This window comes from Rhodanobacter sp. T12-5 (genome assembly GCF_008329435.1).
Classification (GTDB): domain Bacteria; phylum Pseudomonadota; class Gammaproteobacteria; order Xanthomonadales; family Rhodanobacteraceae; genus Rhodanobacter.
This window is the reverse complement of sequence record NZ_NPKN01000004.1, coordinates 260063-274192: the sequence shown is the minus strand read 5'-3', so window position 1 is coordinate 274192 and position 14130 is coordinate 260063. Positions and strand designations below refer to the sequence as shown.

General features: G+C 66.8%; 11 protein-coding genes. 6 read left to right on the top strand and 5 right to left on the bottom strand.

Annotated features, from left to right (window positions below; translation table 11 throughout):
* Positions 1-2 precede the first annotated feature (2 nt).
* From CIW53_RS10850 to CIW53_RS10835, 4 genes are all read left to right on the top strand, one after another.
* Entirely contained in the window at positions 3-545 is a 543-nt protein-coding gene (locus tag CIW53_RS10850) for a lipocalin family protein (protein ID WP_149364727.1), read from the top strand.
* Positions 546-792: 247 nt separating this feature from the next.
* A complete protein-coding gene (locus CIW53_RS10845) occupies positions 793-1458 on the top strand; it encodes a response regulator (protein ID WP_149364726.1) in 666 nt (221 codons plus the stop codon).
* Positions 1455-2849: an ATP-binding protein gene (locus tag CIW53_RS10840; protein WP_149364725.1), complete on the top strand. Its 1395-nt coding sequence runs from the start codon at positions 1455-1457 to the stop codon at positions 2847-2849. Before CIW53_RS10845 ends, CIW53_RS10840 begins: the two co-directional genes overlap by 4 nt.
* 105 nt (positions 2850-2954) lie before the next feature.
* A complete protein-coding gene (locus CIW53_RS10835) occupies positions 2955-4178 on the top strand; it encodes a glycosyltransferase family 9 protein (RefSeq protein ID WP_242451858.1) in 1224 nt (407 codons plus the stop codon).
* 206 nt (positions 4179-4384) lie between these two features.
* Here the strand turns inward: CIW53_RS10835 and CIW53_RS10830 are convergent, their stop codons facing one another.
* The 5 genes from CIW53_RS10830 to CIW53_RS10810 form a co-directional block, all read right to left on the bottom strand.
* A complete protein-coding gene (locus CIW53_RS10830) occupies positions 4385-5416 on the bottom strand; it encodes a YncE family protein (RefSeq protein ID WP_149364724.1) in 1032 nt (343 codons plus the stop codon).
* Between the two features lie 31 nt (positions 5417-5447).
* Positions 5448-8543 carry an efflux RND transporter permease subunit gene (locus tag CIW53_RS10825; protein ID WP_149364723.1) on the bottom strand — a complete coding sequence of 1032 codons (3096 nt, stop codon included), beginning with the start codon at positions 8541-8543 and terminating at the stop codon, positions 5448-5450.
* A complete protein-coding gene (locus CIW53_RS10820; RefSeq protein ID WP_149364722.1) occupies positions 8540-9604 on the bottom strand; it encodes an efflux RND transporter periplasmic adaptor subunit in 1065 nt (354 codons plus the stop codon). The genes CIW53_RS10825 and CIW53_RS10820 overlap by 4 nt, the downstream gene beginning before the upstream one ends.
* On the bottom strand, positions 9601-10953 hold the full coding sequence (locus CIW53_RS10815) for a TolC family protein (RefSeq protein WP_242451857.1): 1353 nt from the start codon (positions 10951-10953) through the stop codon (positions 9601-9603). The genes CIW53_RS10820 and CIW53_RS10815 overlap by 4 nt, the downstream gene beginning before the upstream one ends.
* A 65-nt stretch (positions 10954-11018) precedes the next feature.
* Positions 11019-11642 carry a phosphatase PAP2 family protein gene (locus CIW53_RS10810; protein WP_149364720.1) on the bottom strand — a complete coding sequence of 208 codons (624 nt, stop codon included), beginning with the start codon at positions 11640-11642 and terminating at the stop codon, positions 11019-11021.
* Positions 11643-11815: 173 nt separating this feature from the next.
* Between CIW53_RS10810 and CIW53_RS10805 the strand changes: the two genes are divergently transcribed.
* Both CIW53_RS10805 and CIW53_RS10800 read left to right on the top strand, forming a co-directional pair.
* Positions 11816-12517, top strand: coding sequence for an MtnX-like HAD-IB family phosphatase (locus CIW53_RS10805; RefSeq protein WP_149364719.1), 702 nt, complete (start codon positions 11816-11818; stop codon positions 12515-12517).
* Positions 12518-12572: 55 nt separating this feature from the next.
* Positions 12573-13976: an aminotransferase class III-fold pyridoxal phosphate-dependent enzyme gene (locus CIW53_RS10800; RefSeq protein WP_149364718.1), complete on the top strand. Its 1404-nt coding sequence runs from the start codon at positions 12573-12575 to the stop codon at positions 13974-13976.
* Positions 13977-14130: the final 154 nt, after the last annotated feature.

Genomic DNA, 14130 nt, shown 5'->3' with positions numbered 1-14130 from the left:
CCATGAAACTTTCCAAGACCCTGCTGATGGCCTGTGCCGTGCTGCTGAGTGCCAACGCCTGTGCCAGCCGGCTGCCGCCGATCAAACCGGTGGCGCACGTCGACCTGCCCCGTTTCATGGGCAACTGGTATGTGATCGCGACCATCCCGACCCGCTTCGAAAAGAATGCGTACGACGCTGTCGAGGTCTACACGCTCAAGCCCAATGGCGACGTCGCCACTTCGTTCCATTTCCGCGAAGGCAGCTTCGACGGCAAAAAGAAGGAGATCCACTCCACCGGCATCGTCGAGCCCGACAGCGGCAACGCGGTGTGGGGCGTGCAGGTGTTCTGGCCGCTGAAGGCACAGTACGTCGTGGCCTACCTCAAGGACGACTACAGCCAGGTCATCGTGGCCCGCGATGCACGCGACTACACCTGGGTGATGGCGCGCACGCCGACCATCCCGCAGGCCGACTACGACGCGCTGCTGGCCCGGGTGCAGGCGCTGGGCTATCCGCTGGACAAGATCCGCAAGGTGCCGCAGCAACCGAAGACGGCGGAATGATCCCCCGGTGCGCGGGCTGCCGGAACCGCAGCGCCACGCTACTCGTCGCGCATCGTGAAGGTGCCCGGCGACATCCTGGTGGTGCGCGCGCCGGATGCGCCATGATTCCGGGCAAGCCATCGCGTGCATTTCGACTCCGACGGGCTTAAGCACTTCGTAAGCGGAGGAATGGATAATCCCGGCACGCCGAGAGGTTATGGCCATTCGGGCCCCACGTTGTTGTATCCACGATCGAGGGAAACCGCCCGTGCACATCATCCTGGTCGAGGACGATCCGCAACTCGGCGCGGCAATCCAGCGCGCACTGGAGCGCCTCGCCTATACGGTCAGCTGGCTGCGCGACGGCCGCGAGGCGCTGATCGCCCTGCGCGACGAGACCGCCGACCTGGTGCTGCTTGACCTGGGCCTGCCCGGCAAGGACGGCCTCGAGGTGCTGGTCGAGGCGCGACGCACCCACGTCAAGACGCCGGTGATCGTGATGACCGCGCGCGACGGGCTGGATGCGCGCGTGCGGGGGCTCGATGCGGGGGCCGACGATTACCTGATCAAGCCGTTCCATCTGGAGGAGCTGGGGGCGCGTATCCGCTCGCTGACCCGCCGCGCGCAGGGCCTGGCCGTCAATCGCATCGAAATCGGCGCGCTGAGTCTCGACCTGGGCACGTCCGAAGTGCTGTTTCGCGGCGAGCGGATCGAGCTGACCAAGCGCGAGTTCTCGCTGTTGCAGATCCTGATGGAACGCGCCGGAAAACTGGTGCGTCGCGAAAGCCTGATCAATTCGCTGTATGGTCTGGACAACGTGGTCGGCGACAACGCGCTTGAGGTACTGGTCCATACGCTGCGCAGAAAGCTCAGTTACGACACCGTGCGCACGGTGCGCGGATTCGGCTACATGATCCCGCGGGAGGTTGAATGATCAGGTCGAGCCTGCGCGGCCGGCTGCGCTGGTTGATCATCCTGGTGATGATCGCGGTGCTGTTGCCGCTGGCGGTGCTCAGCTTCCGGCGCACCATGCAGGAGGTCAATGAGCTGTCCGACGGAAGACTGGCGCAGTCCGCCCGCACGCTGCAGGTCATCATCGGGCAGGAAGGAACCGAAGCGCTGCACGGCCGCGATCAGGACGACAAGCTGGTGCCGATCGAAGTGCCGGAAGCTCCGGCCGTGCAGCGGCGCCGGTATTCGTTCGAGTCCGAAGTCGGATTTCAGGTGTTCGATGCCTCTGGCCGGTTGATCATGGCCACCACCAATCTTTCCGCGTTGCCGCCTCCCCAGGCCGACGATGCGAATTTTCGGGACATCGACGCCAGCGGATATCGCTGGCGTCTGTTCACCCTCAAGGACCAGCCCGATGGCGTGGTGATCCGCACCGGCGAACGCTACGACAGCCGTCACGACATCCTGCGGGCGCTGTGGTTCGACCATGCCTTGTCCTTGCTGATCGGCCTGCCGCTGCTGGGCTTGCTGGTGGGGTGGGCGGTCAAGCGCGGACTGCGGCCGCTGGAATCGCTGACGGGAGCGCTGGGCTCGCGCCCGCTGGGCAGCCGCAAGCCGATCGAGCTGGAACACGCGCCGCTGGAATTGCGGCCCGTACTGGACGCACTGAACGGACAGCTGCAACGCCTGGCCGATGCGCTGGAACGCGAGCACCGTTTCAGTGCCGATGTCGCCCATGAGCTGCGCACGCCGCTGGCCTCGATCATGTTGAACATCGAAAGCGCCACCGCGACCAGCGATCCGGCGGAAGCCACCACGAGTCTGGCCGGTGCGCGACACAACGTGGCGGCGCTAGCGCGGCGGGTCGAGCAGTTGCTGGCCTTGGCCCGGCTGGAATCGGGCATGGCTTCGGAGCAGTGCCGTTCGATCGACCTGGTCGGCGTGGCCATTGATGTGATCGAGGAGTTGACGCCGGTCATCGCCGAGAGCGGCGCGGAGCTGGGGTTCACCCACGACAACCAGGCGATCTGGGTGCGTGGTCACGAGGCGGCGCTCGGGGCCCTGCTGCGCAATCTCATCGAAAACGCCATGCGTCATGTGCCGGCGGGCGGCCAGGTGCAACTGACGCTGTCGCAGGACGCGCAGTTCACCTTCATCGATGTGGCCGACGACGGCCCGGGTATCCCGCCGGAGCGGCGTGCCACGGTGTTTGCCCGCTTCCACCGCGAGCCCACCGGTCGCGGCGAAGGCTACGGCCTGGGTCTGTCGATCGTGCAACGCGCCGCCGAGTTGCATGACGCCAGCATCGAGTTGCTCGATTCGCCGTTCGGCCGCGGGTTGCGGGTGAAAGTGAGCATTCCACGGGAAGCCTGACCGGCTTGCCCGGGTCCGCCTTGCACGGCTGCTACCGCTGCGCATGAGGTTGCCGGCGAGCCTTGGCGGCGCTGAGCGCTCGTGCCATCGCATGAGGAACCGGCAGTGCCTGCTGCCAGCCGGTTAACCATATGCTTACGAGTCGATAAGCGTGCTGAAAGCGACGAGCGCCATGCTGTTGCCATGAGCATCCTCGACACCCTCCGTTCTCTCGTCGCCGCGCCACTGCCGGATGACGACAACCGGAAAGCGTCCATTTCATGGGATGCGCGGGGGCGTGCCTGGGCGGCCTCGATCCTGCGCCGCAGGTTTCGTCGGGTCGGCCACGCCTTGTGCGAACCTGGCGGGTTGCCGCAAGCCGGCATTCACCGGGTCCTGGTGTGCCGGCCCAACCACCGGCTCGGCAACAGCGTGCTGATCAGTCCGTTGATTGCGGAAATCGAGGCGCTCTACCCTGGTGCCGAAATCGACATCCTGGGAAGCTACGCGACCGACTGCCTGTATGCCCATCGGTTCAGCGTCCGCACCGTGTTCGTGCTGCCGGGAAAGATCGCCCGCCATCTGTGGCTGTCGATTGGCGTGCTGCGCGCCATGCGGCGATGCCGTTACGACCTGGCCATCGATGCCTGCAACGGATCGCAGTCCGGTCGCATCGTGCTGGCGCTGGCGCAGGCCCGTTACAAGCTGGGATTTCCCGACCCGAAGTTGAATCCCGCCTCCGCGTGGTTCGCGCTGACGTGGCCCGACCATCTGGCGCATCGCAGTGTGTTCCTGCTGCGTCAGGCTTGTGGCCGAGCGTCGCAACCGGACTATCCACCACTCAATCTCGATCTGACGCCCGATGAAAAGCACGCGGCGGCCCAGGTCCTGGCAAGGCTGTGCGGGGGCTCGCGCGAACAGTGCGGGGCAACGCTGGCGATCTTCCCCAATGCGACCGGCGCCAAGTGCTACAGCGAGGACTGGTGGCAAAGTTTCGTGGATACCTTCAGTTTGTTGTGTCCGCAGGTGCGGTTGATTGATCTGCTGGCGGCCCATGGCCGCTCGCAACTGGGCTCGCGACTGACTCCGTACTATTCACGCAATTTACATCGGATGGCGGCCATGACCGCCTGCATGGATGGCGTCATCAGCGCCGACTGCGGCGTCATGCATCTGGCTGCCGCCAGCGGTACGCCCACGCTGGGGTTGTTTTCGGTCACCGACCCGGCCAAGTACGCTCCCTATGGCGGCGCCAATGCCGCGCTGGATACGCGCGGGATGGATGCCGTGGGCGTGGCGACGGCGGCTGCACAATGGTGCAGCAACATGTTGTCCTCGCGCATTTTGTAGGAGCCCCCCCGTGGGCGAAGGCTGTTTGCGCCAATGGCAAAGGCATCGCCCGCAGGGTGGGTCCCTGCACATCTCGCCGCGTGGTACCGCGCGGGTTGACTGGCGGGGCCCCGTGCCATGACCCATCTCACGCATGGCGTGAGTGGGTTCCATGAACTGTCTGCGTTCGATCTGGCCCAGTCGGTCCGGGCCATGGGTCGCGATGATCAGGGTCGCCCCACCGTCAGAATGCCGAAGCTGTTTGGCACGATCGTGTGTCGGCCATTCGGCTGACGGGTGGCGCCGAAGCGCGCGGCGGAGAGGTAAAGCCGGTGCAGCTTCGGATCCAGTGCCTCGGTGCGGGCGCTGACCCGGGTGGGGATGGTCGCGCTGACCCGGTAGTGATCGGCATCGTCCTGATGCACCGCGGTGATCGTTCCGCTTTCGCCGTTGGAGCTGTAGATCATCGACTCGGCATCATCGAACACCACCGCATCCGGACCGTCGCCGATCGGCACGCTGGCGACCTGGTGGCCGTCGATGGCATCGGTGACAGCCATCCGCCGGTTGTCGCAGACCGAGAACAGGCGATGGTGACGGGTATCGATGGCCAGCCCGCTGGGCGACTCGCACGGGGCCAGTGGCCACACGTGCAGCACCTTGTTGCTGGCGGTGTCGATCTCGACCAGCTCGGATTTGTCCTCGATGTTGGCGTAGACGTGGCCGGCACCGTCGGACACCGCGAACTCGGGTTTGCCAGGCAGGTCGATCGTGGCGACCACCGCGGCCTTCGCCGGATCGATCACGCTGGCCGAGTGGCTCTTGCCGTTGAACGTCAATACGTGGTGCGAGGGTTTGTCATAGACGATGGCATCGGGATTTTCGCCGGTGCCGCCGATGGTCGCCACCGTCTTGAAACTGCCCAGGTCGAATTCGGTCACCGAGGCACTTTTGCCGTTGCTGGTGAAGCCGCGCTGCAGATCGTCGGCGATCGCGATGCCATGCACACCCTGCGTGTCGGCAATCGTGCCGACCTGCTTGTGTCGATCGACATCGATCACCAGCACGCGATCGCCATGGCTGACGAACAGGTGTCGATGGGGCGCATCGAAGCTGAGGTAATCCCAGCCGCCCGCGCCGCCCAGCGGCAGGCTCGACAGCAGGCGCGGTGCATGGGCCGGCGCAGCGGCGTGGCCGGCCACGGGGAGGGTCAGCAGCAACAGCGAGGCCGGCAGGAGCGAGCAAATCAGTTTTTTCATGGCAGCCACCTTGGAGCGAGGGCAGGAAGAATCAGCCTGGCAGTGCAGGTCCGGTTGAACTTTGACTGGCAGTCGCCTTGTCGCGACGACGCAACAGCGCGTACAGCACCGGCATCACCAGCAGCACCAGCGGCAACTGCAGCAACATGCCGGAGATGATCGCCACCGCCAGCGGCTGCTGCATCTGCGAGCCCTGGCCGAGTGCCAGCGCCAACGGCAGCAGGGTCAGGATCGCGGCGAGGGTGGACATCAGGATCGGTCGGGTGCGGTGCTTGCCGGCCTCGTGCAAGGCATCGTGCAGGGCGACGTTCTGCTCGGCCTGCTCCAATTCGGTCTGCTGGAGTTCCGAGAAGTAGAAGATCGCCACCTCGGTGACGATGCCCACGATCATCGTCATGCCCATCATCGAGGAGATGTTCAGTTCGATGCCGGTCAGCCACAGCCCGGCGAACACCCCGGGCAGCGCCAGCAGCGGCATCGCCAGGATCGCCAGCGCCACGCGGAAGCTTTCGTACAGGAACAGCAGCAGGGTGAACACCAGCGCGATCGCCGCCAGCATCACGATGGTCAAGCCGCGAAATGCCTGCTGCTGTTGCTGATAGACACCGCCGAGCTGGAAGTACATGCCCTTCGGCAACAGGCCCGGTTGCGCCAGCGCATGCTTGACGTCGCCGATCACCGCGCCGAGGCTGCGCCCGCTGATGCGTCCGGTCACCGCCACCATGCGCTTGAGATTGTCGCGGGTGATTTCCGGCTGGCCCTGCACCTGCTTCAGCGTCGCCACCTGCGACAGCGGAAACAGATGGCCGTCCGCGGCGCGGATCGGCAAGGCCGCCACCTGGTCGAGCCGCTGGTGCGCACCATCCGGCAGGCGCACGCGTACGCCAACCACCTTGCCGGCGACCGGAAGCTGCGCGGCGACGGTACCGTCGATCGCAGCGGCGACCTGGTCGGTGACCGCGGTCGGATCGAGCCCTTGCAGCGCCGCCCTGGCCGGGTCGACCTGCACGGTCAGCGCGTCGCCCGCCGGGTTGATGCCATCGAGCACGCCGACCACGCCGGCGATCTTGCCGATCGTCGCGGCAACCTTGGTGGCGGTGGCATTCAGTTGTTCCGGGTCGTCACCGTACAGCTGGATCTCGATCGGTTGCGGTACTGCCACCAGGTCGCCGATCAGGTCCTCCATCAATTGCGCCAGGTCGATGTCCAGGCCCGGCACCTGTTGCTCCACCGCCGTGCGCACCTGGGTCATCACTTCTTCGGTCGAGGGTCGCGAACCGCTCTTCAGGCGCACGAAGAAATCACCCTGGTTCGCCTCGGTGAGGCCGCCGCCGAGCTGCAGGCCGGTGCGCCGCGAATAGGTGTCGACGTAGGGATTGGCGCGGATGATCGTCTCGACCTGGTTGAGCAGGCGGTTGGTTTCCTCCAGCGAGGTGCCAGGCCTGGACAGGTAGTCGAGGATGAAACCGCCCTCATCCATTTGCGGCATGAAGCCGGTGGCCACTCGGGTATACGCAAAGCCGCCAACCAGCAGCAGCGGCACCACCAGCAGCAACACCAGTGCGGGGCGCTTGAGCCAGCGATCGAGCACGCGCTGATAGCCGTCCATCATGCGCGTGGTGAAGCGCGAGGGCGGATGTTCGGCGAGGTGACGCCGATCGAGAAAGCGCTCGCCCAGCAGCGGCACGGCCACCCAGGTCAGCAGATACGAAATGATCAGCGCGCTGGCCATGGTCAGCGACAGCGCCTTGAAGAACGCGCCGGTGACGCCGGTCAAAAACGCCAGCGGCAGGAAGATCACCACGGTAGCGGCGCTCGAGCCGGTCAACGGACGGGTGAACTCCCACGCCGCCGCCGCGATGCGTTCATGCACCTGGCCCTCGCCCTGGTTGAGCCGGCGCATGATGTGCTCGAGCATCACGATCACGTCGTCGATGATCAACCCGACCGCCGCGGCCATGCCGCCCAGCGTCATCATGTTGAAGCTCATCCCGAGCACGCGCAGCAGCAGCACGGTGATCGCCAGCACCGCCGGCACCACGATCAATGCGATCAGGATCACCCGTGTATTGCGCAGAAACACGAACAGCACCAGGCCGGCGAGCACGATGCCGATCAGGATCGCGTCGCGCACGCTGCTGGCCGCGCCGGTGACCAGTTGGGTCTGGTCGTACCAGTTGGCGACCCGCACCCCCGCCGGCATCTGCGGCGCGAAATCGGCGAGGCGCTGTTTCACATCCCTGGCGATCTGCACGCTGTTGCCGGCCGGCTGCTGGTAGACCTGCAGCAGCACCGCGTCCTGGCCGTCGGCGTTGACCCGGACCCACTGCGGCACGTGGCTCAGGCTGACCCGTGCCACGTCACCCAGTCGCACCACGCCGGCCGGGCCGGCGCGCAACACGATGTCGCGCAGCGTGGCGACGGTTTTCGGCTGGTTGTCGGCCAGCAACAGGTAGAGCTTGTAGTGATCGGAGACCCGCCCCATCGCCTGGATCGTGGCGGCGTGGCTGACCGCGGCCGACACCTCGGCCAGGCTCAGGTCGAGCGCGCGCAGCTTGCCCGGGTCGACGTCCGCGTGGAATTCGGCCACGTCGCCGCCCTGCACGTCGACGTGGGCGACGCCGTCGATGCCGCTCAGCAGCGGGCGCAACTGGTATTCGGCGAGGTCGTGCAGCGCGCCCGGCGACAGCGTGTGCGAACGCAGGCTGTAGGCCAGCACGGGAAAGGTGGTCGGATCCATGCGCCGGGTCGACAGCCGGGTATCGGGCGGCAGCTGCGGCAGCACCTGGCTCGCCGCGCCGTTGACCTCCTGCAGCGCGGCGGCCATGTCCGCGCCCCAGTCGAACGTGATCGCGATGTCCGCGCTGCCGCGACTGGTGGTGGAACGCACGTCGCGCACGCCGCGCACCCGGCGCACCGCCTCCTCCACCGGCGTGGTCACCGCGATCGCCATCTGGTCGGCCGGCCGGTCGCCCGCGTCGAGGGTCAGCTGCACGCGCGGGAACGACACGTTGGGGAACAGCGCCACCGGCATCAGGAACGCGCTGGCGATGCCGCCGAGCGCCAGCATCAGGGCCAGGAACAGCAGCGAGCGACGATGCCGTTGCATCCATGCGGTGAGACTCACTTGGCCGACTCCCGCACCGCGTCGCCGTCGTTGAGTTCGTATACGCCGAGCACGATGACCTTCGCCTTCGCGTCGAGCGGACCGTCGACGCCGACCGGGTCGCCCTGGGCGCTGCGCAGTTTCACCTCGACCCGTCTGGCGTGGCCTTGTTCGAGCTGGAACAGGTAGTCGCCATGTTCGTCATGCAGCACGGCCGCGCGCGGCACCGACCATGCGGTGAAATCCGCGGTGCGGATCTGCGCATCCAGCGGCGCGCCTGCGACCAGGCTGGCGCTGGCGTCGGCCGGCAACTCGACCTGGGCGTTGAGCAGATGGGTCTGCGGATCGATCGACTGGCCGACCATGCGCAGCGTGCCGGCAAAGGTGCGCCGCGCGCCATACACCGGCTGCAATTGCACCGGCATGCCCGGACGCAGCCGCGCACCATCTTCCGGCTGCACGCCGAGCACGGCGAGCAGGGCGTGGGCCGGGGTGAAGCTGAGCAGGGGCGCATTCGCGGCGACCCGTTCGCCGAGCCCGACCTGCAAGCCGGTGACCACGCCATCGGCCGGTGCGTCGATGGTTTCGGTGGCGGCGCCGCCGAGTGCGCGCTGCGCCGCGAGCGCCGACTGCGCATCGGCGAGCGCCTTGCGCGCGGTCGCCAGCTGCGATTGGGTGGCCAGCCGCTGCGATGCCAGTTGTTCGGTGCGCTTGAGTTCACCGGCAGCCAGGTTCGACGCGGTCTGCGCCTGCTGATACGCGCTGCGCGCGGCCGGGTCCGGGGCGATCGTCAGCAACGGCTGCCCGCGCTTCACGCTCTGACCTGCCGTCACCTGCAGCGCGGTGACCTGGCCGCCGTGGGCGAGGCTGATCGACCGCGCGTGCTGCGGGTCGCCGGCCGCGCTGCCCCAGGCTTCGATGCTGTCGTGGAAGGTTCGCTGGATCGGCACGGCGGTGGTGACCGCCACCTCGCCTGCCGGCGTGGCGGCCTCGTCGTCGTCCGGCGCGGACTTGCCGCAGCCGGACAACAGGCTGCACAGCAGGACGACGCACGGCACGAGCAGGATGGAGGAACGATTCATGGCGTGGATGCTTGCGTGGAGGCGGGAGGGGCACTGACCAGGTCGGTGTTGCCGAGCAGCGCTTCCAGCGCGATCGACTGCATGGCGCGTTGCTGCCGTGTGCTCAGCAGGTCGAGATCGGCGCCAAGGGCGTTTCCGCGGATCGCCAGATAGGTCGGCCAGTCCAGCGTGCCGGCCTGCCAGGCGCGTTCGGCGGATGCGCGGGCCTGGTCGAGTTGCTGCGCATGTGCGGCGAGCGTGGCGAGTTGGTCATCCAGCGTGGCCAGGTCGCGGCTGATCCTCTGCATGTCGCTGCGCGTGTCGAGCAGGCGCGCCGTGTAGTCGTCATGCAGTTGCTGGCGGGTCGCCCGTTCGATCGCGATGTTGCCGCGGTTGCGGTCGAACAGCGGCAGGGTGATGCCGATGTCGAGGCCGTTGGTATACACCGCGCTGGTGTCGCGCGCGGTGTTGAAGCCGATGTTCAGCGCCGGGAACTGCGCCAGGATCGCGCTGCGCAGCCTGGCCTGCTGCGACTGGTAGCCGGCCTGCAGGGCGAGCAGATCCGGGCGCCGCCGCGGCAGGTCATCGAGCGCCGTCTGCACCTGCGCCGGCGTGGGCTGGCTGGCATAGGGCGCACCGACCAGGTCGAGCCGGGCCGTCGGCGCCAGGCCCAGCAGGCGGTGCAGATCGCTCTGCGCCTGATGCAGTGCGATCGCGGTATCGGCCAACCGCTTGTGCACGTCGGCCTCGGCGTTCAAGCCGGCACTGGCGCTGTCGTAGGTGAGGTTGCCCGCCTGCAGCGCGGCATGGATGTAGCCGCTGACCGTGGCCAGGGCCTCCTGCTCGCGCGCGAGCCGGGCCTGCTGCGCGTGCAGGTTCACTACCTGATCGAACAGCAGCCGCGCCTGCGCCACCGTCTGCCACTCGGCCCACAGCAGGTCGAGGTTGACCTGGCTGGCCTGGCTGCGCGCTGCCGCCCGGCGCGAGGAACGCGTCAGCAAGGCGCTGATGTCTTCGCTGAGGCCAAGGCTGTAGCCGGTGACGAGACCGGCGCCGGACCGGCGCGGAAAATCCCCCGACAAGCCCAACTGCGGATCGGGCAGCAAGCCGGCGGCAAACGCCTGCGCCCGGGCGATGCCGAGCTCGTCGCGCTTCAGTCGCAGATCGGGACTGTTGGCAACGGCCAGCATCGCCACCTCGGTGACGTCCAGGCCATCGGCCGGATCGAAGCGATGCGTGGACAGCGCCGGCAGCGGCATGACCGATGTCGGCGCGGTGAGCTGCGACACGCCGGCGGCGCCGGCGCCGGTGTCCAGCGGCAGGTCGGTATAGGTGGCGCAGCCGGCCAAGCTGACGATCGCGGCGAGCATGCAGGACGCAAGGCCGCGACGCGGGAACGGAGCCGGATGATCGCTGGCCGGACGCTTGCCTCGCATCACTTGAAATGGTGGATGAAGCCGACCTGGAAGCCGCCTGGCAGCCAGCCGATGATCAGCGGGGAATTTCGACGCGTCGCCCACAAGCCCACTCCGGTTCCGATCGCCGCGCCCACCAGGACATCGCTTTGCCAGTGGCCGCGGGTTTTGACCCTCGCGAAGGCGTCGTAGACCGGCAGCAGCGCCAGAGCGTAGACGGCCGGGTGGTCCGGCCCGTAGTTCACGATGAACGGCGTGACCGCCGCCGACATCGCCGCGACCTCCCCACTGGGAAAACTCTGCGCATGGGTGCCGGCAAAGAAGTGGTTGGGGTTGGCGGTCTGCGAGGGACGCTCGCGCTGGAAGGCGAGCTTCAGGCCCTCCGTGCCGATGCTGGTCACCGCGAGGGCGTCCACCGAGCGCCAGAACGTGTCGCCCAGCTTGTCCTGGTCGCCGAAGGCCAGCGCACCGCCGACCACCGTGGTGATCGTGCCGTAGATCAGAACGGTCTGGTTCGAGCGCTTCCAGATGCCGCTGTTGTCGTAGTGGATGCGATGGTCGATGCCCAGCGGCCCGCCCGATGCAAGCGCGTCGGCCGGTGCGAGAATGGCGATGCAAAGCAACAGTGACGACAGCGCGCGCATGTCTGTCTCTCCCGAGTGGCCGGCGGATACCGCCTGAAGCTACGCATGTCAGCTTTCGGTTTGCTTAGACGCGGGGTGTGGCCGGCGCAATGTCGCGCGCGCGACCCGCCGGAAAGGAGCTGGAAAGGCAGCCTTCCTAAGCTGGGTTCGACCATTATCGACCCGAGTTCGCGATGCCCGTGCCTGGCTGGACCATCCTGTGTGACTTCGACGGCACCATTTCCGTCGAGGACGTGATCGACTCGCTGCTCGACCGCTTCGGCCGCCCGGGCTGGGAGGTGCTGGAGCAGGACTGGCGCGCCGGCCGCATCGGCTCGCGCGAATGCATGGCCGGCCAGGTCGACCTGCTGCAGATGACCCGCGCGGAACTGGACACGCACCTGAGCGAGGTGTGGATCGACCACGCCTTTCCCGGTTTCGTCGCCAGGGCGCGCGAACTGAACGTGCCGATCCGGGTCGTCAGCGACGGCCTCGACTACGCGATCCACCGGATCCTCGGCCGTTACGGCCTGGACGACCTGCCGCTGGCGGCCAATCACCTGGCGCCGGCCGAGCCGCCGAAACAATGGCAACTGACCTCGCCGTTCCAGGCAGACGGCTGCCGCAGCGGCACCTGCAAGTGCGCCTGCGTGGCGCAGGCCCGCGAGGGCGGCGCGAAGACGCTGCTGATCGGCGATGGCGCGTCGGATTTCTGCGCCGCCGATACCGTCGATTTCGTGTTTGCCAAACATCGGCTCATCGAGCATTGCCGTGCCGCCGGCATTCCCTACGTGCCGATCACCGGTTTCGAGGATGCGCTCGAGTTCCTGCCGCAGCTGCTCGACGGCAGCCTGCTCGATCGCCCCGCGATGCCCGTGGCGGCGGCGACGCCCTGATCGGCACTGCTTTGCACGCTCTTCCTGTTTCCCACTTCCCGATTCCGGACTTCCGATGAATGCTTTCGACAAGAACACCTCCGTGGTGATCGATGACGCCCAGTTGCTCGCCGACGAGGCAAAGTACAGCTCGTTCGGCGACACCGTGCACTACGTGGACCCGCCGAAGATCTTCCGTACCTGCGAAGGCAGCTACATGTACGACACGGCCGGCACGCCGTTTCTCGATCTGCAGATGTGGTACTCGGCGGTCAATTTCGGCTACGCCAACCCGCGCCTCAACAACGTGCTGAAGAACCAGATCGACCTGCTGCCGCAAGTGGCCAGCCAGTACCTGCACCAGAGCCGCATCGAGCTGGCCAAGACGGTGGCGCTGGACGCGAAGAAGAAGTTCGGCCTCGACGGCCGCGTGCACTTCAACGTCGGCGGCGCGCAGGCGATCGAGGATTCGCTGAAGATCGTGCGCAACGCGCGCAACGGCAAGAGCCTGATGTTCGCCTTCGAGGGCGGCTACCACGGCCGCACCCTGGGCGCCTCGTCGATCACCTCCAGCTACCGCTATCGCCGCCGCTTCGGCCACTTCGGCGAGCGCGCGATGTTCCTGCCGTTCCCGTATCCGTTCCGACGCCCGAAGGGCATGACGGCCGAAGAATATTCGGACAGCTGCGTGAACCAGTTCGCCCGCCTGTTCGAGACCGAATACAACGGCGTGTGGGACCCGAAGACGAACCAGTGCGAGTACGCCGCGTTCTACGTCGAGCCGATCCAGGGCACCGGCGGCTACGTGATCCCGCCGGCGGGCTTCTTCAAGGGCCTGAAGAAGGTGCTCGACCAGTACGGCATCCTGATGGTCTCCGACGAAATCCAGATGGGTTTCTGGCGCACCGGCAAGCTGTGGTCGATCGAGAACTTCGGCGTGACGCCCGACATCGTGGTGTTCGGCAAGGCACTCACCAACGGCCTCAACCCGCTGTCCGGGCTGTGGGCGCGCGAGGAGCTGATTAACCCGACCGTGTTCCCGCCGGGCTCGACCCACAGCACGTTCAATTCCAATCCGCTGGGCACCTCGCTGGGCCTTGAAGTGATCAAGATGGGTTACGAGCTGGACTACGAGACCAGCGTACCGAAGAAAGGCGCGCACTTCCTCGAAGGCCTGCGCGACCTGCAGAAGCGCCACAAGGAAATCGGCGACGTCGACGGCCTCGGCCTCGCGCTGCGCGCCGAGATCTGCACCGACGACGGCTTCACCCCGAACAAGGCGCTGCTCGACAGGATGGTCGACATCGGCCTGGCCGGCGACCTCGAACACAACGGCAAGAAGATCGGCCTCGTGCTCGACGTGGGCGGCTGGTACAAGAACGTGATCACCTTCGCGCCGTCGCTGGAGATCACGCACGAGGAGATTGATCTGGCGATCGCGCTGCTGGATCAGCTGCTGACGAAAGCGAAGAAGGGTTGATTCGCGCGGTGTGAATCGAAGGCCCGTCAGGAGACCGCCGGGCCTTTTTTCGTGCCCGCGACTTTCTAACTCTCCCCGTCATGCCTGCGAAGGCAGGATCGCCCCCACGGTCGGTGACCGGTCAAGAGCTGCCGTTCGACCTCTTCAAATGCGC